Below are 24,796 nucleotides of genomic sequence, written 5' to 3'. Positions count from 1 at the left end.
ATGGCTATTCTACAAATTGGTGCAGGTGGCGTTGGTTGGGTTGTTGCACACAAAGCAGCACAAAATAACGAAGTACTGGGTGATATCACAATCGCTTCTCGCACAATCGCGAAGTGTGAAAAAATCATCGAATCTATCAAGGGCAAAAACAACCTTAAAGATTTAACTAAGAAACTAGAAGCACGTTCAGTAGACGCTGATGATGTTGATGCGCTTGTTGCTTTGATTAAAGAAGTTCAGCCGGATCTAGTGATCAACGCTGGTCCTCCTTGGGTAAACATGGCAATCATGGAAGCATGTTACCAATCTAAAGTTTCTTATTTAGATACATCGGTAGCGGTTGACCTATGTTCTGAAGGCCAACAAGTACCACAAGCTTACGATTGGCAGTGGGGCTACCGTGAGAAGTTCGCTGAAGCAGGCATCACAGGTATTCTTGGTGCTGGTTTCGATCCAGGTGTGGTATCAATCTTTGCTGCATACGCGGTTAAGCACTTGTTCGATGAGATTGACTCAATTGATGTAATGGATGTGAATGCTGGTGACCACGGCAAGAAGTTTGCGACAAACTTTGACCCAGAAACCAACATGCTTGAGATCCAAGGCGATTCTTTCTACTGGGAAAATGAAGAGTGGAAACAAGTACCTTGTCACTCTCGTATGCTTGAGTTTGAATTCCCGAACTGTGGTTCTCACAAAGTTTACTCAATGGCGCACGATGAAGTTCGTTCAATGAAAGAGTTCATCCCAGCTAAGCGTATCGAATTTTGGATGGGCTTTGGTGATGCATACTTGAACTACTTCAACTGCATGCGTGATATCGGTCTTCTTAGCCCAGATCCGCTAACACTGCACGATGGTACTGTGGTTCAGCCTCTGCATGTTCTTAAAGCACTACTACCGGATCCAACATCTCTAGCTCCGGGTTACACTGGTTTAACGTGTATCGGTACTTGGGTTCAAGGTAAGAAAGATGGTAAAGAGCGTAGCGTATTCATCTACAATAACGCAGACCACGAAGTGGCTTACGAAGACGTAGAGCACCAAGCGATCTCTTACACAACTGGTGTTCCAGCAATTACCGCTGCACTACAGTTCTTCCGCGGCGAATGGGCTGATAAAGGCGTGTTCAACATGGAACAGCTAAATCCAGATCCGTTCCTAGCAACTATGCCGGAAATTGGTCTAGATTGGCATGTTCAAGAGCTTGAAGCAGGCCAAGGTCTTCCAGTGATTCATGAGCTGAAAAAATAAGAACTGATTTCTTGTTTTGATTGCTAATTAAAGGGGACATGGATTGTTCCCTTTTCGATGATGATAGCCTTGAAGCTTTGGTATCATTTATTTTGATTTTGTAACTCACTGCGCTCGGACAGGACAAAATCAAAATAAATCACACCAAAATTGTTAATTTACCTTTCCATCTATAGATGCTGCTTGAGTGTTTACAAAAATGACGTTTAAGAAAGAAGAACTAAAAACCCCATATTTCATGATCAACGAAGACAAGTTGATTGCGAACTTAGAAAAAGCCAAGCAACTGAAAGAGATTTCAGGTGTGAAATTGGTACTTGCGCTTAAGTGCTTCTCGACTTGGGGCGTGTTTGACATCATCAAACCGTACCTAGACGGTACTACTAGTTCTGGCCCTTATGAAGTGAAATTAGGTCACGAAACTTTTGGCGGTGAAACTCATGCTTACAGTGTGGGCTACAGTGAAGATGACGTGAGAGAGGTTGCTGACATCTGCGACAAGATGATCTTCAACTCTCAAAGCCAACTTGCTGCTTACCGTCATATTGTTGAAGGTAAAGCTTCACTGGGTTTACGTTTAAATCCGGGCGTGAGCTACGCAGGGCAAGACTTGGCGAATCCAGCACGTCAATTCTCGCGTTTGGGCGTGCAAGCTGACCACATCAAACCAGAGATCTTCGATGAGATTAATGGTGTGATGTTCCACATGAACTGTGAGAATAAAGACGTTGATGCCTTTATCGGCCTACTTGATTCAATCTCAAAACAGTTTGGCGAGCACTTAGATAATTTGGATTGGGTGAGCATGGGCGGTGGTGTGTTCTTTACATGGCCTGGCTATGACATCGAAAAGCTTGGTCTTGCGCTGAAAGCCTTCTCTGAGAAACACGGCGTGCAGATGTACCTTGAGCCGGGTGAAGCGATCATCACTAAAACAACCGACCTAGTTGTGACAGTGGTCGATATTGTTGAGAACGTGAAGAAAACAGCGATTGTGGATTCAGCGACTGAGGCGCACCGCCTTGACACGCTTATCTACAATGAGCCCGCATCAGTATTGGAAGCATCAGAAACAGGCAGCCATGACTACGTGATTGGTTCGTGTTCATGTCTTGCGGGCGATCAGTTCTGCGAAGCGAGCTTTGATGAGCCACTTAAGATTGGTCAAAAGCTGCATCTGTTAGACAGCGCGGGTTACACCATGGTGAAATTGAACTGGTTCAATGGCCTTAAAATGCCTTCAATCTACTGTGAACGTAGCAGTGGTGAAGTTCAGAAGCTAAATGAATTCGGCTATGAAGACTTCAAACGCTCATTATCACAATGGTCAGTTAAGTAACTGAATCACAAGTTCAGAGCAATACAAAGAGCAGCTAATGAGCTGCTCTTTTTTGTTCTTTAATTTTGTTTATTTAGCTTTCAATCATCACACGAGTATCTTCACTGAGCGTTTCGAGTTCATTAACTACGTCGTCGATCTGTACTTCGATTGGCAGCTTAACGGCGATTTTTGATGTGAATAGACTTGAGCTAACACCGCCGCCACCAGCGATAAAGACGCGGTGACAATCCATATCGAGAATACTGATTCCTTGTCTATCCAATACATGAGTCACTTCGTTGACGATACCTGCTCGGTCGTTAGAGTCGAGTCTCAAGTGATGGACCGTGTCTTGAACATTGTGTGTATGATCGGAATCGACAAACTGCACGATGAGATCTGGATTGGCGCTGAACGCTTCTTTTACAATCGATTCGTTGATGGCTGGAAGTTGAACCTTTAGTACGCCTGCGACTTGGTCTTCAATAAAGTTCACTTTACTGATGAGCCATTTGCCGTCGTTTTCGTGAGTAACCGCAGCAAGCTGTTTGATTGTTGCTGGTGATGCTTTTCCGATAAAGTTTACGATAAATGTACTGTTCATATCAGCCCCCAAGGTTTCAATTATTCTTTGCTAATTAAATGTTTGATATCACGCGATAAAGTTCTTTAATTTCAGTGTAGAAGGTTACATCGAACAATGTTTGACCTAGGTCAATTTTTGAAACTAAGCTTCGATGCAAAAAAAGAGAATGAAGAGTAGGGCACAAAAAAAGCGGCTAGAGAGCCGCTTTTTAGAAGAGTTGTCACTGTGATTGATGATTCAGCAACTTATATTCAATAACTTATATTGAGTAGTACTAGAGACGAATTAGAACGTTACTTTGAAGTTCATACCAACAAACTGAGAGTCGTATGGTGCGCCAGCATCGTAAGCAAAACGTGCAGCGTCTTGGTTATCCCACCAAGGGTTAGTATTCAGGTTAACTTCTGCATCACCGCCCCATGCGTCACTTACCCAGTAGTGAATGTGTCCAACAGGGTTAAGGAAGAATAACGAAACATCACCCATGGTTTGAGAACCCATCACTTCGCCACCTGAAGCAACGATGTCTTGTTCTGCTTCTAGCATCATTTCACCGACAACCGCACCAAAGAATGGTGTGATGAAGAGATCTTGCCATGAAGGTACTTCAGCAAACGCTTCTACGCCATATTCCCAGAAGAAGGTCGACATTGTCCAAGAGTATAAGAAAGACTCAAACTCGTCGTAACCAGCATGTCGAGCTGCGGTGTAGTAAACACCACCGAAATAAGGGTGCATCACGTAGTTTAGGAAGTGTTCGTCACGGTCCCATACTGGGCCTTCGGAAACGTTATCTTTCCATTTTTTACCTAGTGCGCTTATATCACGTTGGTCATCATCCCACTTAGTGATACTTTCAGGTAAAAGAGTCATTAGACCAACGGTTGCGACACTTAGGCCAAGAATGGTGTAGGTTTGACCCATTAAGTAATCCCAATCTTTGCCATCGCTGACAGTAAGGTAGATTGGTTGCTTATCGATCGTTAGATCGTACTGATCACTTGATTCGCTTAGTGCATAGTTCTTGCTAGGCTTGTAGGTGTACAAGCTTTCATTAACACAGTAATCTTGAGCACATTCATCCGAGTAAGAAAGGTTGATTGGCTGGTCGAAGTCGTATTGGCTTGCAACCGAGTTAACTGACATTAGCATTGAAAATGCAGCAGTAACCTTTGCTAGTAACGGTGATTTGGCCACAAGGGTCTCCATGAGAAAGTTTGGAATTGATCAGGGTCACAATTATCTATTAAATGCCTGATTTAGGGAACTAATAATTTATAGCTTTTCCTAAGAAAACCTTAGGTTTAACATTATTAATATTAGTGAAAAGGCGAATTACTCCAAATTCAACCATAGACCAGTTTGTAAATAATGCAGTGTCTTTTTATGACAACAAGGGATAGAAATATGACGAAAATCGCAATGTTAAGCACAGATGAAGAAGTTCTTCATGGAGACATTGTAGATACAAACGCAGCTTGGATGTCTGCTGAGTTTTATCAGCATGGTTTTGCGCTTGCTAAGCGCTCAACTGTGGGTGATCAAATGAATGCTCTTGTTGAAGAACTGCTGATGCTGAGCTTTAACTATGATGTGGTTATCGTTAATGGTGGTTTAGGCCCGACAACCGATGATATGAGTGCTGCCGCCGCTGCAGCTGCTTCCGAGCAGAAACTCGTCATGTTCCCTGAATGGCTTGCTCGTATGGAAGAGATGTTCTCTGGACGTGGCATGCCAATGCCAGACAGCAACCTTAAACAAGCTTTGTTACCTGCGAGTTCAGAGATTGTCGATAACCCTGTGGGGACGGCTTGTGGCTTCAAACTGAAAATTAACGATGCGACTTTCTATTTCACGCCGGGTGTACCAAGTGAATTCAAGCGCATGGTGACGTTTGAGATTCTTCCTGACTTGTCGTGTACCTACCCTCAAGTGGTTGCCTCTGAATGCAGTCGACTGTTTACGTTTGGTTTGTCTGAGTCCGGTATCTCTGATGTTTTGGATCAACTAAAGCTGCCAGAAGGTTATGAACTTGGTTATCGCTCTTATCTGCCGTTCATTGAGGTCAAACTGTTTGGTCCTAAGGCAGACTTAGAAACTCGCGTTAAGCTTCTGCAGATGGTTTACAAGCTGCTAGAGAGTAATGTCGTTAGTGTTGATGAGCCGATGATTGACCATATTGGACACATCATGGCGGAAAAAAAGAAGACGTTATCTGTGTCTGAAGTGTCGACCAAAGGTTCACTGTCAGCGTGGCTGCAATTGAATGAGCAGATAGAAGATTGCTTCGGACACTCATGGGTGATGGCTGAGCCAAAAGAGAGCGAACTTGAAAAGAGCGATCCATTAGCCGCGACCTTTGCGCTGGCTGGAGCAACAAGAGATAAGTGCGGAACTGAATTGGCTTTGGTGACTGGTAAGCTGGAAGGCAACACATTCAGCGTTGCATTGTCGACTGAAGCAGGCGAGTGGGGGCAGGTACTTGAGTTTTATCGTCAGTACTCGCGTGAAGACCAACGCAACGTGATTAAGACCGTTGCCGCCGATATGCTGAGAAGGCATTTAGATAACAAACCGATGTTTGGTACTTATTCTTCGGTTAAGCGATTAAAAGACATGTTTATTCCAGCGGCTATCATTAAGTAGCTATGTAAGCTAACGATGTAAGCGAACTCGCTAAGTCTGTATTAAAAACGCTAGAAAAAACGAAATAAAAAGGCCCAACATCTAAATAGGTGTTGGGCCTTTTGTTTATCTAGCCTTCTAGATAACCAAACAAGCAGCGATGTTTACACGCAACTCCTGTCTGTAAGAACTCGATTACAAACCGCTTGTCATATGTAGGCTGTAGAACAAACCACGGCCGATTAACTCTGAAGCCAAGAACAATACTAGTGCTAAGCCAAGGTTAACTGGGTTCACTTTTGCTTTGTTCAGCATAGGTAGAATCCAAATCAACAAGCTTGCCATTAGCAGTGCCACTTGAAGAATCACATAGCTACCTAAACCATCGACTAACTCAGACGCTTTTGCCGCTGAAGTTTGGATGTCTCCGATTAGGTTCAGTTTTCCTACGGTCACAAGCAAGCTGATAGCAACGGCAATAACAGCTAGCATGGTGATGTTACGGTCAACCGTAAAGCGGCTGTCGTTTGCGAATACAATCACGAACTGAGATAACAGCAAGCCACCCACAACCATCGTCATGATGAAGCTCAGTGGTGTGTAGATGTTGTCCCACGTCGGTACTGTGTTGATCATGTATACGTTGATCATCGCGTACATGAAGATAACACCCAGTACCATCGCGCCAACCATCAGTGCTTTCTGGATAGCAACGCCACCTTTCTTGACTACCGACAGTAACCATTGCAGGCCACCGACAGCGAAGAATGCCGCACCGAAGAACACTTCGTTAGACAACCAAGCCGAACCTAGTTGATTAAAAGCGTTAAACGCGCGCAGTGGAGAGCCAAGGTGCGTTGTCGAGAACATGAAGCCAAGACCCATCAGTACCCATAGGATAAACATTGGAACCTTGTAGCTGTTCAGCTTCTCTTCGTCATGACCAAGTACCAGTGCACGTGCGCCAATCAGTAAGTAACCACCAACCGCAGTTTGCGCCAGCACCGTAAAGAAGATTAAAGACCACTCATGAAAAATCATCTTACACCTCCTTCGGGTTTGCTAGGTGACCGCTGGTATCGCCAGTCGGCTTCGCGTTTTTGTTCAGCTTAATCACGATGTTTGGTAGCGTTTCTGTTGAAGATGGCAGTGGAGCCACATCCGCACCAGAGCCGTACTTCTCACGAAGTGTATTGATTTCACCAAACTCCAATGCACGAAGTGGGCAAGACTCAACACAGATAGGCTGTTTGCCTTCAGAAACACGTTGGTAACAACCATCGCATTTCGTCATATGACCTTTCTTAGCATTGTATTGTGGTGCGCCGTAAGGACACGCATTGCTACAGTGCTGACAACCAATACATACGCTCTCATCAACCACAACCAAACCGTCTTCATCACGTTTGTGCATTGCGCCCGAAGGACACACTTTCACACACGCTGGGTTAGTACAGTGGTTACAAGCGATAGATAGGTAGTAAGAAAAGACATCTTTCTGAACCCAGGTATCACCATCTTGAGTGAAGCCACCACCGGCATATTCGTATACGCGACGGTAGTTCGTTTTGATGTCTAGATCGTTATAATCTTTACAAGCAAGCTGACAGGTTTTACAACCCGTGCATTTACTTGAATCAATGTAAAAGCCGTATTGTTTCATTCCAACCTACCTTATGCTTTCTTTAGCGCTTTGATTTGAACTAGGTTTGTATGCTGAGGGTTACCCTTAGCAAGTGGGCTCGGGCGCTGAGTCGTCAGCACGTTGATAGAGCCTGCATGGTCGATCTTCTGACCATCTGGTGCGTACCATGCACCTTCGCCTAGTGCGACAACTCGAGGAAGAATCCTAGGTGTCACTTTCGCTGGAATATGTACTTCGCCACGGTCGTTGAAAATACTCACCATGTCGCCGCTATCAATACCACGTTCTTTTGCATCGATTGGGTTGATCCACAACTCTTGCGGTGCTGCTGCTTTGATTTCTGCAACGTTGCCGTAAGTCGAGTGAGTACGAGCCTTGTAGTGGAAACCGGTTAGCTGAAGTGGGTACTTCTCTGCTAGTGGGTCGTTATGACCTTCGAAAGAGTCCGCGTAAATCGGAAGTGGGTGAATCACTTCGTCTTCTTTCAGCTTCCAAGTCTTCGCGATATCAGCCAGTTGCTCTGAGTAGATCTCGATCTTGCCACTTGGTGTGGTCAGTGGGTTCGCTTCAGGATCTTTACGGAAATCTTCATAAGCGATGTAGTGGTGGTCGTAGCTACGTTTGTAGATACCCAGCTCTTTCATCTCTTCGAAGGTTGGCAGTGTTGGATCGTTCTTACGAGTTTCTGCGTAAAGGTGCTCAATCCATTGCTCTTGAGTACGGCCTTCGGTGAACGCTTTTTCTACGCCCATTCGTTTCGCAAGCTGAGTACACATCTCGTAGATAGATTTTGCTTCAAACTGAGGCTCAATCGCTTTCTGCGCGTAGATGAAGTAAGGCATGTTCGCCGCTTTACCGTCCATACACCAGTCGTCTTGCTCAGACGTTGTTAAGTCTGGCAGGATGATATCGGCGTACTTCGCTGAAGACGTCATATGGTTATCAACCACGACAATCATTTCACACGCACTTTCATCTTGAAGAATCGCGTGAGTCTTGTTGATGTCTGAGTGTTGGTTAATGATGCAGTTACCTGCGTAGTTCCAGATCATCTTGATTGGGTTCTTAAGGCGCTCTGCACCGCGAACACCATCAGTGATGTCGGTCATTTCATGGTGACGGTAAATCGCGTCTGTCCACATGAACATTGAAATAGACGTTTCAACTGGGTTTGGCACAGTAGGGAAGCGCACAAATGGAATGTTGATGTCGCTTTCACGAGCGCCTGTTGAACCGCCTGATACGCCCACAGAACCAGTGAGCAGTGACAGCATCGCGATTGCACGACACGCTAGTTCACCGTTCGCAGTGCGTTGTAAGCCCCAACCTTGGTGAATCGCACATGGTTTCGCTGTGCCCATTTCACGGCCAAGCTTAACGATGGTGTCAACTGGAATACCCGTGATCTTAGAAGCCCATTCTGGTGTCTTCTCTACGCCATCTTCACCTAAACCTAGGATGTAAGATTTGTAGTCGCTGTTTTTAGGCGCTGATGCAGGAAGGGTCTTCTCATCGTAACCGACACAGTATTTGTCTAGGAACGGTTGGTCGACAAGGTCTTCAGTGATCATCACGTGTGCAAGACCCGCTACCAATGCCGCATCTGTAGAAGGACGAATTGGGATCCATTGATCTTCACGGCCACCGGCAGTATCGGTGTAGCGAGGGTCGATGATGATCGTTCTTGCGTTTGATTTGTTTTTGCTTTCAACGTAGTGGTGGATCTGGCCGCCACCAGACATACGCGTCTCAGCAGGGTTGTTACCAAACTGAATGTTAAGTTTAGTGTTCTCTAAATCAGAGAAAGAGTTGTTGTTTGCCCAACCGCCGTAGGTGTAGCTCAAGCCTTTCGTGATTTGCGCTGTTGAGTAGTCACCGTAATGGTTTAAGTAACCACCACTTAGGTTCATTAGACGAGCAATCAGCGTTTGAGCTGGTGGCCAAGATTTAGTAACCGTGCCGCCCAGCGTACCTGTACCGTAGTTTAGGTAGATAGTGTCGTTACCGTAGTCTTTGATAAGGCGTTGCATGGTGCCAGCGACTTCATCATAAGCCTCTTCCCAGCTAATACGCTTAAACTTACCTTCACCACGTTTACCCACACGTTTCATTGGGTACTTTAGGCGATCTGGGTTATAAACACGGCGGCGCATCGAGCGACCACGTAGACACGCACGAACTTGGTGATGACCGTATTCGTCAGTGCCTGTGTTGTCTGTTTCTACGTATTTGATTTCACCGTTTTGTACATGCATACGCAGTGGGCAGCGAGAGCCACAGTTTACTGTACATGCACTCCATACGATTTTCTCATCCACATTTTCAGCAACTGCAGCCGCTACTGGTTTGGATTTGAAAGGTAATGCAATACCGCCCGCAAGTGCAGCTGCACTACCTACTGCAGAGGAAGCTTTCATGAAGCCTCTTCGAGTAAGATTCATTACCCCAGATTCTTTCTTATTCGTCATTCTAAGATGCCTTTTGCTATTGATAGCTAGCACTTTATAGGTAGTTTGTTCTTTATGTATTTATTTCGAATTATTGATTGATTGGCATCAAATAAGTGTGGAATTTAAAGTTTATGAATTGAATGTATAAAATAGATCAAAGAATGAAATGAGTTAATTAATATAATTATCTTTAAACCTATAACGGCATAAATAATAATGATTATCGATACGCATAAATTGTTGGGTTCGCTATTTTATCAGGCGACAAGTAAAGAACAGTTAATCACCATTGTCGAAGCTTTGGTTGAGAGCGAAGTACTCTCTGAAGAATGCTTGCAGGCATTAAGAAGCGAAGACGAAGATGCGCTCGCAGCAGAGTTCAGCCGCCTGTTTGAAGGCGTTGGAGACATGCCAGCTCCGCCTTGGGGTTCTGTGTACCTAGATAAAGACCGCGTTGTGTTTGGTGCTTCTACGGTTGAGTATCGCCAGTTTTTAGAATTGAATCAGATTGAATTAGACACTGGGTTAAGAGAGCCGGAAGATCAATTTGGTTTAATGTTATTCGCTCATGCGTATTTGTTAGAAAATAATAATATTAATTCAGCCGGTGAATTGCTTGAGGGTCACTTATTAACTTGGTCTTCTGTTTATTTAGAAAAACTAAATAAAGCATCAGAGTTATCTTTTTATAAAAAGCTATCGGTTGATGTAATAGATTGGTTTAAGTACTTAATATCTGAATATAATTTAAACGTTGCTACTAAAAAGTTATATATCGACTAATGTCTGAACAAATAAATTCAAATAGACGCGGTTTCTTAACTCGACTTTCTAAACCGGTTAAAGCAGCCGCGAATTATGAAGAGATATCACAGCGCTTGCATGCAAGACCGCCAAGAGCGGTCGATGAGGTGCTGTTTGAGCGTCTTTGCGACGGTTGTGGATTGTGTGAACAATCGTGTCCAAATAGCGTTATTGAGATGCTAGAGGGCAGTGCGCTGCTGAATTTGGATTACAACAGTTGTTCTATGTGTAACAAATGCACTGAAGTGTGTCCGACCGGCGCACTTCATCCAACGGTCACGCCTTATATCGACCTCAAGCCGAGCTTTGCGGATAGCTGCAATAATTACATGCAAATGGACTGTTCAGCATGCCAAACGGCGTGTTCAGCTGGTGCAATACACATCGAAGTAGGAGAGTTGCCTACAGTGGACAAAGATAAGTGTAACGGCTGTGGAGAGTGCCGAAGCGCTTGTTATATTGGCTCTGTGACTCTTAACCTGACTCAGCAATAAACGTTTGGCTTTGTATGACACAAGCCAACAGGAAGATTTGGTTGAGTGATAGACGAGTCGCTTTAGATACCTAAAGACATAAATAGAAAAGGGTCCGCATTCCTAAAGGAAGCGGACCCTTTTTTGATTCTTATTGACGATATTCGAACAAAGTGACCTAAAGCCAGCTGGCTTATGCGCGTTTTTGCTTGTTTCTATGAATAACGTTACTCAGCGATAGCTCAGTCTTTGCTTTACAGATACAAGGCAATATCTCATTACCTTGCGTGTAAGCCATAGCAAAACCAACGTACTCGACCTCACCAGAATCCAACGTGCAGCGGCAAGCGCCACAGTGACCATCTCGGCAGTTGTATTCTGGCTCTAACCCAGCTTGTTCCATTGTTTCCAACAGAGTGTTTGAAGGGTTAGATTCAATTGAAGTCAGTTTGTTGATTTTGATTGTTGGCATTACAGCTCAAATCCTTCAAAGTCGTCAGCTTTTACTTCGTTGTCGATTTGGCCAACTAGGTAAGAACTGATTTCTGCTTCTTGTGGAGCAACTTGAACGTTATCTGAAGACAACCAAGCGTTGATCCATGGAATTGGGTTCGACGTTGCTGCTGGGTAAGCCGTACCTAGGCCAACAGCCTGCATACGGATGTTGGTAATGTACTCAACGTATTGGCAAAGAATGTCTTTGTTCAGACCAATCATAGAGCCATCTTTGAATAGGTATTCTGCCCACTCTTTCTCTTGCTCAGCCGCTTCTTTGAATAGGTCGAAACACTCTTGCTTACACTCTTCAGCGATCTGCATGAATTCAAAATCATCTTGACCATTGCGTAGCAAGTTGATCATGTGCTGTGTACCAGTAAGGTGAAGGGCTTCATCACGAGCGATTAGCTTGATGATCTTCGCGTTACCTTCCATTAGCTCACGCTCAGCGAATGCAAATGAACATGCGAAACTTACGTAGAAACGAATCGCTTCTAGTGCGTTTACAGACATTAGACATAGGTAAAGTTTCTTCTTCAGGTCGTGAAGTGAAATCTTGACGTCTTCGCCGTTGATGCTGTGGTTGCCTTCACCGTAGCGGTGGTAGTCAGCCGTTAGCTTGATTAGGTCGTCGTAGTAGAAAGCGATGTCTTTAGCACGCTTCAGAATCTCTTCATTTTCAACGATGTCGTCGAATACTACGCCTGGATCATTCACGATGTTACGGATGATGTGCGTGTAAGAACGAGAGTGAATCGTTTCAGAGAAAGACCAAGTTTCAATCCAAGTTTCAACTTCTGGTAGAGATACCAATGGAAGTAGGGCAACGTTAGGGCTGCGGCCTTGGATTGAATCTAGAAGCGTTTGGTACTTCAAGTTAGAGATGAAGATGTGCTTTTCATGCTCAGGAAGCTTGTTGTAGTCGATACGGTCGCTAGACACGTCTACTTCTTCTGGACGCCAGAAGAAAGAAAGCTGCTTCTCGATAAGCTTTTCGAAGATTTCGAATTTTTGTTGGTCGTAACGTGCAACGTTTACCGACTGACCCAAGAACATTGGTTCTTTTAGTTGGTCATTTTTTTGCTGAGAAAAAGTACTGTAAGCCATAAATGCCTCAAATCCTTTAAAGACCCGTAATAAAACGGACCCTGTTAATGCTTTAAACCCAGAGAAGATAACTCTTCTCTGGGGTCTTAATGTTTATTGCGGTTTAGATCTTACAACCGCCGCCTTCACAATCTTCTTCCGGCACTTGAACTGCATCGCCTTGGTCGTCTTTAGCACCATCACGAGTGTTATGGTAGTAAAGCGTCTTAACACCGTACTTGTACGCTGTTAGTAGGTCTTGAAGCAGCTTCTTCATTGGTACTTTACCGCTGTCGTAAACACTTGGGTCATAGTTAGTGTTTGCAGAGATAGCTTGGTCAACGAATTTTTGCATGATACCCACTAGGTGTAGGTAACCGTCGTTAGAACCAATGTTCCAAAGTAGCTCGTAGTTCTCTTTAAGATTTAGGAAATCTGGAACCACTTGCTTAAGGATGCCGTCTTTCGATGCTTTCACTGATACGTAACCACGTGGTGGCTCGATACCGTTAGTCGCGTTCGAGATTTGAGACGATGTCTCAGAAGGCATAAGCGCTGTTAGCGTAGAGTTACGCAGACCGTGCTCCATGATCTCTTCACGTAGAGAATCCCAATCGTAGTGCAGTGGCTCTTCACATACTAAGTCGATATCTTTTTTGTAAGTATCGATTGGCAGTAGGCCTTTCGCGTAGTTGGTCTCGTGGAAAGATGGGCAACGGCCTTGCTCTTTCGCTAGTTCAACAGATGCTTTTAGCAAGTGGTATTGAATTGCTTCAAAAGTACGGTGAGTCAGGCCATTCGCGCTGCCATCAGAGTACTTAACACCATTCTTCGCTAGGTAGTATGCGTAGTTGATTACACCTACACCTAAAGTACGACGGTTCATTGTCGACTTGTATGCAGCTGGAAGCGGGTAGTCTTGGTAATCAAGCAGTGCATCTAGAGCACGAACAACCAGCTCAGAAAGCTCTGCTAGGTCGTCCAGTTCATTGATTGCGCCAAGGTTGAATGCTGAAAGCGTACATAGTGCAATTTCGCCTTCGTCATCTTCTACGTTAGAAAGTGGCTTAGTAGGAAGCGCGATTTCTAGACATAGGTTCGATTGACGAACAGGTGCTACTTCAGAATCAAACGGGCTGTGTGTATTACAGTGGTCAACGTTCTGAATGTAGATACGACCAGTAGAAGCACGCTCTTGCATTAGCAGAGAGAAAAGCTCAACGGCTTTAACCGTTTCACGCTTCACTGAAGGATCGTTTTCGTACTTAACGTATAGCTCTTCAAAACGGTCTTGGTTTTCGAAGAACGCATCGTAAAGGCCAGGTACGTCTGAAGGTGAGAACAGGCTGATGTTGCCACCCTGAACTAGGCGAGAGTACATAAGCTTGTTCAGCTGTACGCCGTAATCCATGTGACGAACTCGGTTCTCTTCAACGCCGCGGTTGTTTTTCAGTACTAATAGAGACTGAACTTCACCGTGCCATAGTGGGTAGAATACCGTTGCTGCACCGCCACGAACACCACCTTGAGAACAACATTTTACTGCTGTTTGGAAGTATTTGTAGAAAGGGATACAGCCTGTGTGGAACGCTTCACCATTACGGATTTCAGAACCAAGCGCACGGATACGACCTGCGTTGATACCAATACCAGCACGTTGAGATACGTAACGAACAATTGAGCTTGCTGTCGCGTTGATTGAATCAAGGCTGTCACCACACTCGATCAGTACACAAGAACTGAATTGACGAGTAGGCGTACGTACACCAGACATGATCGGTGTAGGTAGAGAAATCTTAAACGTAGACGATGCGTCGTAAAAACGTTTGATGTAGTCAAGACGAGTCGATTTCGGGTATTTAGCGAATAGACACGCAGCAACTAAAATGTAAAGGAACTGAGCACTCTCGTAGATTTCTTTCGTTACACGGTTTTGCACGAAGTATTTACCTTCGAGCTGCTTAACCGCTGCGTAAGAGAAGTCTAAGTCACGTTTGTGGTCGATGTACTCGTCAAGCTCTTCGAATTCAGCTTTCGTGTAATCTTCCATAAGGTGGCTATCGTATTTACCCATATCAACCAGTTTTGCAACGTGGTCATACAGTGCAGGCGGCTCGTATTCGCCGTACGCTTTTTTACGTAGGTGGAATACAGACAGACGTGCTGCTAGATATTGGTAATCAGGAGTCTCTTCAGAGATTAAATCCGCTGCTGACTTGATGATAGTTTCATGAATGTCAGTAGTGGTGATGCCATCGTAAAACTGAATGTGAGCTTTCAATTCTACTTGTGATACAGAAACATTGTGCAAGCCTTCAGCTGCCCATGTAATCACGCGATGGATCTTCTCTAGATCGATCGTTTCTTTGCGCCCGTTACGCTTGGTAACAGTAAGTTGTTGGTTCATTCTGCTTAATTTCCCTAACAAAACTGAACAAGGCCGTGTTTTTGTGTGTTTCTGTGTAATTTTTGTAAATTACGTTTCGGCTTTGTGATCTTGGTCTACCCATACATTGTAGTTCAAACACAACATATAGGGGTCATTTGTTTGTTGGGTTACAAGATAGTGCTACAACTGATATTTTTCAAGGTAAAGAAATGGGGTTGCTTGTGGATAAGTGGTGGATTGAAAAAAAACTGTAAGTGACCACTAACTGATGAGGTTATATGTGACTTGATTGTATAAAAGTCGGCTTTTAATGATGCTTTATTTTTGCACGCCCATAAAAAAAAATTCCTTGATCTTTGGCCAAAATGGGCGATTGATTTTAGGCGATTAAATTTAAATCGAGGTGGTCAAAATGGAAGCTAGCGCACGAAATTTAGACTGAAAAAAGTCGCAAAGTTATGGTAATTGCAACTCTTTTCATTCGTCTTTTTTACAAAAGGTTTTACGGTAGGGCTACCGATATTTTTTAGCCAAAGTTTTGCGTGTGGACGATGTAGTTTACGTCTACATTTGTGCCTAAACGATAAGTGTCCGTAAGAGGATTGTAGTGCAGCCCTGTAATCCCTAGTTCTTGCAGCGGAGTGTTATCGACCATCTTGATAAGTTCTGCAGGGCGAATGAACTTCTCGTGCTCATGAGTGCCCTCAGGAACAATCTTAAGTAGCTTTTCTGCACCAACAATAGCGAACAGGTAAGATTTGAAGTTACGGTTCAAGGTAGAGAAGAACACGTGACCACCCGGTTTCACTAATTTTGAACATGCACTAATCGCAGATTGTGGATCAGGAACGTGCTCTAGCATTTCCATACATGTCACCACATCGTAAGTTTGTGGATTCTGTTCTGCATGGTCTTCGATGGTGCTCTGGATGTAATCGAGCTTGGTGCCAGTTTCCAATGCGTGAAGACGTGCCACTTCTAGCGGTTCTTTACCCATATCTAGGCCAGTGACTACTGCGCCCTCAACCGCCATGCTTTCAGCCAAAATGCCGCCACCGCAGCCAACATCGAGGACTTTCTTACCAAATAAACCTTCGGTCTTTTCTAGCACGTAATTTAGGCGCAGTGGGTTGATTTGATGTAGAGGCTTAAACTCGCCTTCTAGATCCCACCAGCGTGACGCCATGTCTTCGAATTTTTTGATTTCTGCTGGGTCTACGTTCTGTGATTTAGTCATAATCGGCATTTCCAAGTTAAATAATGCATCCATGAAATTGCAGGCATTATAACTTGCCTTTTCGCTCTGACCAGAAGATCTACAATTTTGCTAGTTTATTGGGTGTAAAGTGACCATGTTTCAGCAAGATATGATGCGGAGGTGCAATTTCTCATCAATTGATTGGCTACAAGGGTCACAAGATGGTAAAAGGAGAGGGAAAGTGATGCCTCCGTAGGTAAATTTGTGTTATATTTTTCGGTCTTATACGTATTCAAAAATACGATCTGACTATAGAGGGAAAATGGCTCTATGAGCGATCTAGCGAAAGAGATCACGCCCGTAAATATTGAAGATGAGCTTAGAGGTTCATACCTAGACTACGCGATGTCCGTCATCGTTGGTCGTGCCCTTCCAGATGTGCGTGATGGCCTAAAACCTGTACACCGCCGCGTTTTGTTCGCGATGAATGTACTAGGTAATGATTGGAACAAACCATATAAAAAGTCTGCTCGTGTAGTAGGTGATGTAATCGGTAAATACCACCCACATGGTGATAGTGCTGTATACGATACTATTGTTCGTATGGCGCAACCGTTCTCACTGCGTTACATGCTAGTTGATGGCCAAGGTAACTTTGGTTCTATCGATGGCGACTCCGCGGCTGCAATGCGTTATACCGAAGTTCGTATGGCGAAAATTGCTCACGAGCTCCTGGCTGACCTTGATAAGGAAACTGTGGATTACGTACCGAACTACGATGGTACAGAACAAATTCCAGCAGTACTTCCTACAAAAATTCCTAACCTATTGGTAAACGGTGCTTCTGGTATCGCAGTAGGTATGGCTACCAACATCCCACCACATAACCTTGGTGAAGTTGTTGATGGCTGTTTAGCATTTATCAATAATGAAGATATCACTATTGATGAGCTAATGGACTATATCCCTGGTCCTGACTTCCCAACAGCAGCACTTATCAGTGGTCGTAAAGGCATCGTAGATGCTTACAAGACTGGCCGCGGTAAGGTTTACATGCGTTCAAAAGCGGATATCGAAGTAGAGAAGAATGGTAAAGAAACCATTATCGTTACTGAGATCCCTTACCAAGTAAACAAAGCTCGTTTGATCGAGAAGATTGCTGAACTGGTTAAAGATAAGAAAGTAGAAGGCATCAGTGCACTGCGTGACGAGTCTGATAAAGACGGTATGCGTATTGTTATTGAATGTAAGCGTGATGCAGTAGGCGAAGTGGTTCTTAACAACCTATACGCTCAAACTCAACTGCAAACGACTTTCGGTATCAACATGGTTGCGTTGAATAACGGTCAACCACAGTTGTTCAACATCAAAGACATGCTTAAGTGCTTCGTAGACCACCGTCGCGAAGTTGTGACTCGTCGTACTATCTTCGAATTGAAGAAAGCACGCGACCGTGCACACATCCTTGAAGCATTGTCTCTAGCACTTGCTAACATTGATGAAATCATTGAACTGATCAAGAGCGCGCCAACACCAGCAGAAGCTAAAGTTGGTTTAGTGTCTCGTGGTTGGGATCTTGGTAACGTTGCTTCAATGCTTGAGCGTGCAGGTACTGACGCAGCTCGTCCTGATTGGTTAGAAGACCAATACGGCATCCGCGATGGTCAATACTTCCTAACGGAAACACAAGCACAAGCAATTCTAGAACTTCGTCTTCACCGCCTAACAGGCCTTGAGCACGAGAAGATTCTAGACGAGTACAAAGCCCTTCTAGAAGAAATCGCTGAGCTAATGCACATTCTTGCAAGCACTGAGCGTTTGATGGAAGTTATCCGTGAAGAACTTGAAGCAGTACGTGAAATCTATGGCGACGAGCGTCGTACAGAAATCACAGCGGCAGTTCATGACATCGACATGGAAGAGCTGATTGCTCAAGAAGACGTTGTAGTAACGCTTTCTAACGCAGGTTACGTTAAGTACCAAATCCTAAGCGACTACGAAGCTCAGCGTCGTGGTGGTAAAGGTAAGAGTGCAACTAAGATGAAAGATGAGGATTACATTGAGCGTCTGCTTGTTGCTAATACTCACGATAACATCCTATGTTTCTCTACTCGTGGTAAGACATACCGTCTGAAAGTTTACCAACTGCCATTAGCAAGTCGTACTGCTCGTGGTAAGCCTATCGTTAACATTCTTCCTCTAGAAGAAGGTGAGCGTATCACGGCTATCCTGCCTGTTTCTGAGTTCTCTAACGAGAAATTCATCTTCATGGCAACGGGTGACGGTACTGTTAAGAAGACATCACTGGATCAGTTCGCAAACGTACGTGCTAACGGCCTAATTGCAGTTAACCTACGTGACGATGATTCACTGATTGGCGTTGACATCACTAACGGTGATAGCGACATCATGCTGTTCTCTAAATCGGGCAAAGTTGTTCGCTTTAACGAGGACAAAGTACGTGCAATGGGCCGTACTGCCTCTGGTGTTCGTGGTATGAAGCTTCCAGAAGACGATCAAGTAGTATCGTTGATTGTTCCTTCTAACGAAGGCGATATCCTAACTGTGACTCAAAACGGTTACGGTAAGCGTACTGAACTAGCTGAATACCCAACGAAAGGCCGTGCAACGCAAGGTGTGGTTTCTATCAAAGTCTCTGAACGTAATGGCCCAGTTGTTGGCGCTGTTCAAGTTGAAGAAGGCGACGAAATGATGATGATCACCGACGCAGGTACGCTAGTACGTACTCGCGTTGCGGAAGTGAGCCAAGTTGGTCGTAACACTCAAGGTGTAACACTGATTCGTACTTCTGACGACGAGAACGTTGTAGGTCTACAACGTATCGACGAAGTAGAAGAAGCTGAGGTTGTTGAAGGCGAAGCTGAAGTAGCAAACGCTGAAGCAGCAGTCGTTTCTGAATCAAGTGAAGAGCAAGCATCAGACGCTTCTGATAGCGAGCAAGACACTGAGTAATCTTTCACTTCTATAAATAGAAGTTGAGACAAAAAGCCGAGCCATTGTGCTCGGTTTTTTATTACCTAGAATTTGGCTGTGACTTGTTTAAAAGCCAATAGCTAAACCTCGATCAATATTGTTTAGTGAGAAAAAGGTACAGTAAAGCGTCAATGAAAGGAGAATGGAATGGATATCTGGTTACTGATTGCTTTGCTGCTAATGAGCCTATTTCTAGTGGCAATCGTGATCGCATCAAACAGAAAGACCAGTCATCTGAAAAGCAACCTCCTTATTTCATGTGTGGCGATATTAGTCAGCATTCTGGTTTGGTCTCAGATGAAACAAGAAGCTCCTCAACTTACTTCAAGTGACGACAGCAGCTATACAACAACAGATTTCCAAAATGAACTTCAGCAGAGCTTGGAGCAAGACCCTAATCAATCAGATCTTTGGTTTAAGCTTGGTGGTGTTTATATGCAGAAAGGGGAGTTTGATGCGGCGTTTACCTGTTACGACTACGCGATTCGCTTAGACCCTCAAGCGCCTTCAGGCTTGTATGCCGCTAAAGCTACCGCACTTTATTATCTCAGTTCACAAGCGATGAGTGATGACGTCAACAAACTGCTAGAGCAATCTATGGATCTTGATCCGAACGATCGAACGGCCTTGATGTTAATCGCGACCGATCACTTCATCAGTATGCGCTATCAACAAGCGATCGATGCTTGGACTCAAATTCTCGACTCTAATCAGAAGGGGATTGATCGTGTTTCTATTATCCACTCGATCAACCAAGCCAAACAGATGATCCGTTAAGCTTGGCCCAATCGCTAGTCGTTAATCGTTAGCCTTTGGCTATTTACTTTCCTGCATTTCAATCAGGCCACCTGCGTTGTGGATTTGAGTAAACCCTTGAGCTTGTAAGAATTGATAGGCTTGTCCTGAGCGATTACCACTGCGGCAATACAACACGATTGGCTGGTCTTTATCTATGTTGGCAAAGTGTGTTGCGACCTCAGACAGTGGGTAGTTAATGGCGTTGTCGAGATGCCCTTGTTTGAACTCCTCAGGTGTTCTGACATCAACTACCAATGCGCCTTTCTCAATTAACTCCCAACCTATATCGGCGCGCTCAGACGCTTGAACGCCAGAACTTAACAGTGCAACGCACAATGCTGAAAGTGAAAATAAGGTTTTCATTGTTTATTCCTTGAATTGGAGAGTAGATCGGAGGTAGGTATTGATGTGTATTCCCCAAAAACCTAAAAAACCAACCACACCATAATAGTGTGACTGGTTTTTACGTAATGGTCTAATTGAAGAAACTAGTATTCGTAGTTGGCTTCACGCTTTTCAGCTTGCTCTTCCCACTTAGGTACCACCGTGTCTAAGAAGTGTTGCTTCTCAGCATTCATCTTATCCATGTCCATTCCTAGCGCTTTCTGAGCGGCTTCTTTGGTTGAGATATCTGGAATCTCGATTGGATCGGTAATGCCTTTCTTCGCAAGTAGACGAACAATCTTAGTTCGCGCGTCTGCTGCGCGGTCAACCGCCGTTCCAAGAACCTCTAGGGCTACTTCAGGTGCGTGCATGTGAACACCGTGAGATGCGATCGCGTAATCCCAGCGCCATTGAGCGTGACGGATATCTTGTAGGATGGGCTCCATCTCTTGTTCTGTTGCGCCTGCTTCCCATGCTGCGCCAGCTTCAAAGTGAGCGGCTACGATTTGTTTCTCAGCAGTCAGCTTCATGTTCAGCACTTGCGCTTTACGGCTTGAAACGATGTTAAGCATGGTCTCTTTAGATTGAGTGTGACAGTTTGCACAGGTATCTTCGAAGCGGTCGAATGGGTTACCCACTTTATGGTCGGTATAAACGGTGCCATCTTCTTTGGTCACTTTCGGCATATGACAGTCAGCACAAACGACTTTGTTCTTACCGTGGATGCCTTCACGCCAAGTTTCGTAACCTGGGTGCTGAGCCTTTAGCATTGGTGCTTTAGAGACTTTATGTGTCCAATCTTTAAAACCAATCTGATCGTAGTACTCTTCCATCTGTTCAACACGCGTCCCTTTATCCCAAGGGAATTTCACACCTTTTGTTGGACCCGTGAAGTAGTATTCCACGTGACACTGAGCACACACAGAGGCTTGCTGATCAAAGCGACCTTGCTCTTCGAAGTTCTTCCCAATCGCATCGAACGCACGTTCAACATAAGGACGAGTGATCTTTAGTGCAGGTTCGCCATTTTTAAAGCCTTCACTTTGAGTATCGTGACAGTCGGCACAACCAATTGGATTGACTATCTCGCTGCCAAGACGAGCCCATTTACCTTCAAAGTAGCCGTCTTCACCACGCTCTTCAATAACGCGTGCTACGTCTGGGCTTTTACAGCTCCAGCACGCCATTGGCATTGGGCCTGAATTTTCGTCGGTTGGTCCGCCAGTACGCAGGGTTTGTCTTACATCATCAACCGCATAAAAGTGGCCGCGGGCTTTGTTGTAGTCTTTCGCGAAACCGTAGCCCGCCCATAGAATAACCATGTTTGGATCTTCTTTTAGTGCGTCTTCAATGGCTTCGCTCTCTGACGTTTGTCTCCATGAATGGTATTGATCTGGGTGGTTTTGCTCGAACTGGTCGTTACGAGGATCACCAATTTCTTTTTGTTCAGACGCAGCAAAACTGGTCGCGCTTACTAGTGATGCGCTAACCATTAATAATGCTGTGACGGAATTACGTATCCAATGCTTTTTCACAGTGATATCTCCAATATACTGATTTTTATACCAAGCGTTGTGAGTTTGCTATTCAAATTAAGAACTGGAGAATTGCTGTTTATATTAATTCATAAATAAACACATTTTGTTACGTGTCGGATGTTTGCTTGTTTTAGATCAATTAATGACAGTGACTTCAATCACGTTGAAGTTTATATAGCCCTAAAGGGGTATGTGGACATCAAGTTAGACTGGTCTTATTGAGAATTATTATCATATATAACAAATAATTACCCGACATGCCCTCACTATAAATAGGGTGATTGTGTTCACATATTACCCTTTGTATATTTCGCTTTACCTAATTAGGGGTATATTCTAAATATAGAAAGCGTTGTGGCTTATCCAAAATAAGAATTGATATCATTTAAGCGGTAATAATATCGTTTAAGGGTACTTTTGTTTAACCGGAATATTATTTAGTTGAGAGTTAAATAATGCCGGTATAAGGAAAGGATAAAATGGGCAATATTAAATTGGCCATAGTCATAATGCTTAAATCCCTTCTAGCATTCTGCCTCTATGGTTATTCCATTCATGCTGTTGCAGAGCCTGCTGTTACGCCAGTAGGAGAGTCAACAAGACATGAAGTCGAATTAATACGTGACAAAGATTACAAGTGTGTCCAATGCCATAAAGATTCTAAAGAAACGGTATTTGGTTCACATGGTGAGAGTGCGCACGCTTTGCTTGGCCGTGAAGTGAATTGCACAGATTGTCATAGTTCTATTGGCCCCGATCACCGTGATGGTGCACCTGAGGTGGTGAAGTATCGCGCGGCTCAATCACAACCCGGAACCGAAAAGGTTTTCCTCGATCCTAGCTTAATCCTAGATGCCAACAGCCAATGTATAGATTGTCATAAGCCTGATGATCTGCGCGAAGCGAGTTGGACTCATGACGTACACGCACAAAACTTAACGTGTTCAAACTGTCACGATGTGCATGCGAGTGAAGCGAAGGTGCTTGGCTTAGATAAAAAGCAAACCATCAAGCTGTGTGTGGATTGCCATTCAGACTTCAACCAGAAGAAAGAAGGGGAGTAATCTATGAGCTGCTCAAGAAGAAACTTTTTAGCTGGCGCGGGTGCCGTTATTTTCACAACTGGTGTTGCAGGTACTGCAGCGGTTACAAGCCGCAAAACGCTGGCTAATGTTCAGGAAGATGGCACCAAGCGTTACGGAATGGTTCATGACGAAACCGCTTGTATTGGCTGTACTGCTTGTACTGAGGCGTGTCGTGAAGTAAACAAAGTGCCTGAAGGCGTATCGCGCTTAGAAATCATAAAGAGCGAACCTCAAGGTGAATATCCAAATGTTGATTACCGTTTCACTCGTAACTCTTGTCAACATTGTGATAATGCACCTTGTGTGATGGTTTGCCCAACAGGCGCCGCCTATAAAGATGAGAAGACAGGAATTGTTGATGTACATAAAGAGAAGTGTGTCGGCTGTGGTTATTGCCTGCTAGCTTGTCCATATCAAGTGCGCTTCTTCCATCCTAAGAATAAGTCGGCCGACAAATGTAACTTCTGCCGCGATACCAATCTTGCGCAAGGTAAATTACCTGCTTGTGTTGAATCTTGCCCTACCAATGCGCTGATATTTGGCGACTTAAATGACCCTAAGAGCGAGATAAACCAGGTACTTAAATCTGAAGTGGTTTACAGAGATAAGGCTTATCTAGGTACTCAGCCAAAACTCTATAAAGTGCCACACCAAAAAGGGGAGATTTGATTATGAGTGCATGGGATACAGCGTTTCAATCAGGTACCGTGGTTTGGGACTGGATCATTGCTATCTATCTGTTTTTGGCGGGTATGTCAGCGGGTGCAGTGATGATCTCGATTTACCTTAAGAGAAAGGTGATTGAGGACGATCCAGCGAATAATGGTGTATTAAAGGCAACGGCTTTTCTAGCACCATTCGGGATCATCTCAGGTTTATTGATCTTGGTTTTCCACCTGACGAAACCACTATCATTTTGGAAGATCATGATCTTTTATAATCCGACGTCAGTGATGTCGATGGGTGTGATCTTATTCCAAGTGTATATGGTGATCCTATTTGTTTGGATCGGCATTATATTCCGAAATCAGATTGCCGTATTCTTGAGTGATCAAGCATGGTTAAAAGGGCGACTCGATTTTGTCAGTAACTGGATTGGCAAATTAGAATCTTTTGAGAATGTTTTTGAAATATTCTTAGCTGTGCTTGCGCTATTACTTGCGGCTTATACTGGCTTCTTACTCTCTGCGCTAAATACCTTCCCAATGCTGAATAACCCAGTGTTGCCGATATTGTTCTTATTCTCGAGTTTATCCTCGGGAGCGGCGGCATGTATTTTATTTGGTGTGTTGGTCTTTAAGGAGTCTCCGCATAGTGCGAGTATTTCTTGGATCCACGGCTTCGAACGTCCTGTTGTTATGTTTGAACTGTTTGTCCTTGTTACTTTCTTCACTGGGTTGATATTTGCTGGTGGTCAAAGTGAGCAGGCAGTATGGAACGCAATCGGCAGTGGTTTCTGGGCGAGTTGGTTCTGGTATGGCGTTATCGGTGTTGGCATGGTTCTACCATTGTTGCTGAATGCCGTTACACCAACCTCGATCCGCCATAGCTCGGTGTATATTTTCTCGGTGACTTCACTAAGCCTAATGGGCGTATTAATGCTGCGAACTTTTGTTCTTTATGCAGGGCAGTTAACGATAGCTTAATTTTGCTCAAGTTTATTAGTGA

General features: G+C 44.3%; 21 protein-coding genes. 10 read left to right on the top strand and 11 right to left on the bottom strand.

What is annotated here, in order from left to right:
- Together ACED46_RS06080 and nspC are read left to right on the top strand one after the other, a co-directional pair.
- The gene (locus tag ACED46_RS06080) at nt 1-1,254 is read left to right on the top strand and encodes a carboxynorspermidine synthase (protein ID WP_371721091.1); all 1,254 of its coding nucleotides are present in this window, start codon (nt 1-3) and stop codon (nt 1,252-1,254) included.
- Between the two features lie 199 nt (nt 1,255-1,453).
- Nucleotides 1,454-2,593: a carboxynorspermidine decarboxylase gene (gene nspC, locus ACED46_RS06075; protein WP_371721090.1), complete on the top strand. Its 1,140-nt coding sequence runs from the start codon at nt 1,454-1,456 to the stop codon at nt 2,591-2,593.
- A 73-nt stretch (nt 2,594-2,666) separates the two neighbouring features.
- Here the strand turns inward: nspC and ACED46_RS06070 are convergent, their stop codons facing one another.
- Both ACED46_RS06070 and ACED46_RS06065 read right to left on the bottom strand, forming a co-directional pair.
- Nucleotides 2,667-3,179, bottom strand: a complete 513-nt coding sequence (locus ACED46_RS06070) for a glycine cleavage system protein R (protein WP_017061000.1) — start codon at nt 3,177-3,179, stop codon at nt 2,667-2,669.
- A gap of 267 nt (nt 3,180-3,446) precedes the next feature.
- Nucleotides 3,447-4,358, bottom strand: a complete 912-nt coding sequence (locus ACED46_RS06065) for a DUF3943 domain-containing protein (protein WP_371721089.1) — start codon at nt 4,356-4,358, stop codon at nt 3,447-3,449.
- A gap of 210 nt (nt 4,359-4,568) precedes the next feature.
- Between ACED46_RS06065 and ACED46_RS06060 the strand changes: the two genes are divergently transcribed.
- Complete coding sequence (locus ACED46_RS06060; RefSeq protein ID WP_371721088.1) at nt 4,569-5,807, top strand: CinA family nicotinamide mononucleotide deamidase-related protein; 1,239 nt, start codon at nt 4,569-4,571, stop codon at nt 5,805-5,807.
- A 174-nt stretch (nt 5,808-5,981) separates the two neighbouring features.
- Here ACED46_RS06060 and ACED46_RS06055 read toward each other — a convergent pair whose 3' ends face one another.
- From ACED46_RS06055 to ACED46_RS06045, 3 genes are read right to left on the bottom strand one after another with little or no spacing between them, the layout of a single operon-like run.
- Nucleotides 5,982-6,827, bottom strand: a complete 846-nt coding sequence (locus tag ACED46_RS06055; protein WP_017060997.1) for a DmsC/YnfH family molybdoenzyme membrane anchor subunit — start codon at nt 6,825-6,827, stop codon at nt 5,982-5,984.
- Nucleotide 6,828: 1 nt separating this feature from the next.
- Entirely contained in the window at nt 6,829-7,449 is a 621-nt protein-coding gene (locus ACED46_RS06050; RefSeq protein WP_004733360.1) for a DMSO/selenate family reductase complex B subunit, read from the bottom strand.
- 11 nt (nt 7,450-7,460) lie between these two features.
- Nucleotides 7,461-9,899, bottom strand: coding sequence for a DmsA/YnfE/YnfF family dimethyl sulfoxide reductase (locus ACED46_RS06045; RefSeq protein ID WP_371721087.1), 2,439 nt, complete (start codon nt 9,897-9,899; stop codon nt 7,461-7,463).
- A 198-nt stretch (nt 9,900-10,097) separates the two neighbouring features.
- Here ACED46_RS06045 and ACED46_RS06040 point away from each other — a divergent pair, with 198 nt between their 5' ends.
- Together ACED46_RS06040 and napF are read left to right on the top strand one after the other, a co-directional pair.
- The gene (locus tag ACED46_RS06040; RefSeq protein ID WP_017060995.1) at nt 10,098-10,664 is read left to right on the top strand and encodes a molecular chaperone; all 567 of its coding nucleotides are present in this window, start codon (nt 10,098-10,100) and stop codon (nt 10,662-10,664) included.
- The gene (napF, locus tag ACED46_RS06035) at nt 10,664-11,179 is read left to right on the top strand and encodes a ferredoxin-type protein NapF (protein ID WP_017060994.1); all 516 of its coding nucleotides are present in this window, start codon (nt 10,664-10,666) and stop codon (nt 11,177-11,179) included. Before ACED46_RS06040 ends, napF begins: the two co-directional genes overlap by 1 nt.
- Before the next feature lie 172 nt (nt 11,180-11,351).
- Here the strand turns inward: napF and yfaE are convergent, their stop codons facing one another.
- The 4 genes from yfaE to ubiG all read right to left on the bottom strand — a co-directional run bounded on the left by yfaE (nt 11,352) and on the right by ubiG (nt 16,401).
- Nucleotides 11,352-11,630 carry a class I ribonucleotide reductase maintenance protein YfaE gene (gene yfaE, locus ACED46_RS06030; protein WP_010438115.1) on the bottom strand — a complete coding sequence of 93 codons (279 nt, stop codon included), beginning with the start codon at nt 11,628-11,630 and terminating at the stop codon, nt 11,352-11,354.
- On the bottom strand, nt 11,630-12,763 hold the full coding sequence (gene nrdB, locus ACED46_RS06025; RefSeq protein WP_017063554.1) for a class Ia ribonucleoside-diphosphate reductase subunit beta: 1,134 nt from the start codon (nt 12,761-12,763) through the stop codon (nt 11,630-11,632). The genes yfaE and nrdB overlap by 1 nt, the downstream gene beginning before the upstream one ends.
- Nucleotides 12,764-12,866: 103 nt before the next feature.
- Complete coding sequence (gene nrdA, locus ACED46_RS06020; protein ID WP_017060992.1) at nt 12,867-15,149, bottom strand: class 1a ribonucleoside-diphosphate reductase subunit alpha; 2,283 nt, start codon at nt 15,147-15,149, stop codon at nt 12,867-12,869.
- A 508-nt stretch (nt 15,150-15,657) separates the two neighbouring features.
- Nucleotides 15,658-16,401: a bifunctional 2-polyprenyl-6-hydroxyphenol methylase/3-demethylubiquinol 3-O-methyltransferase UbiG gene (ubiG, locus tag ACED46_RS06015; protein ID WP_371721086.1), complete on the bottom strand. Its 744-nt coding sequence runs from the start codon at nt 16,399-16,401 to the stop codon at nt 15,658-15,660.
- 258 nt (nt 16,402-16,659) lie between these two features.
- Between ubiG and gyrA the strand changes: the two genes are divergently transcribed.
- Both gyrA and ACED46_RS06005 read left to right on the top strand, forming a co-directional pair.
- Nucleotides 16,660-19,302, top strand: coding sequence for a DNA topoisomerase (ATP-hydrolyzing) subunit A (gene gyrA, locus ACED46_RS06010; protein ID WP_017072500.1), 2,643 nt, complete (start codon nt 16,660-16,662; stop codon nt 19,300-19,302).
- 168 nt (nt 19,303-19,470) lie between these two features.
- Complete coding sequence (locus ACED46_RS06005; RefSeq protein ID WP_371721085.1) at nt 19,471-20,100, top strand: tetratricopeptide repeat protein; 630 nt, start codon at nt 19,471-19,473, stop codon at nt 20,098-20,100.
- 39 nt (nt 20,101-20,139) lie between these two features.
- Here the strand turns inward: ACED46_RS06005 and ACED46_RS06000 are convergent, their stop codons facing one another.
- Nucleotides 20,140-20,484, bottom strand: coding sequence for a rhodanese-like domain-containing protein (locus tag ACED46_RS06000; RefSeq protein ID WP_102332076.1), 345 nt, complete (start codon nt 20,482-20,484; stop codon nt 20,140-20,142).
- A gap of 125 nt (nt 20,485-20,609) precedes the next feature.
- Nucleotides 20,610-22,040, bottom strand: a complete 1,431-nt coding sequence (gene nrfA / locus ACED46_RS05995) for an ammonia-forming nitrite reductase cytochrome c552 subunit (RefSeq protein ID WP_371721084.1) — start codon at nt 22,038-22,040, stop codon at nt 20,610-20,612.
- Nucleotides 22,041-22,522: 482 nt separating this feature from the next.
- Here nrfA and nrfB point away from each other — a divergent pair, with 482 nt between their 5' ends.
- The 3 genes from nrfB to nrfD are packed head-to-tail and all read left to right on the top strand — an operon-like array spanning nt 22,523 to nt 24,774.
- The gene (gene nrfB, locus ACED46_RS05990) at nt 22,523-23,107 is read left to right on the top strand and encodes a cytochrome c nitrite reductase pentaheme subunit (RefSeq protein ID WP_008222036.1); all 585 of its coding nucleotides are present in this window, start codon (nt 22,523-22,525) and stop codon (nt 23,105-23,107) included.
- Nucleotides 23,108-23,110: 3 nt separating this feature from the next.
- The gene (gene nrfC, locus ACED46_RS05985) at nt 23,111-23,797 is read left to right on the top strand and encodes a cytochrome c nitrite reductase Fe-S protein (RefSeq protein ID WP_017060985.1); all 687 of its coding nucleotides are present in this window, start codon (nt 23,111-23,113) and stop codon (nt 23,795-23,797) included.
- Nucleotides 23,798-23,799: 2 nt separating this feature from the next.
- Nucleotides 23,800-24,774: a cytochrome c nitrite reductase subunit NrfD gene (gene nrfD / locus ACED46_RS05980; RefSeq protein ID WP_017069166.1), complete on the top strand. Its 975-nt coding sequence runs from the start codon at nt 23,800-23,802 to the stop codon at nt 24,772-24,774.
- Nucleotides 24,775-24,796: the final 22 nt, after the last annotated feature.

It is taken from the genome of Vibrio sp. 1S139 (assembly GCF_041439475.1).
GTDB lineage: Bacteria > Pseudomonadota > Gammaproteobacteria > Enterobacterales > Vibrionaceae > Vibrio > Vibrio crassostreae_C.
Note: the sequence above shows the minus strand (reverse complement) of the source record. Positions and strands in the feature narration are given on the sequence as shown.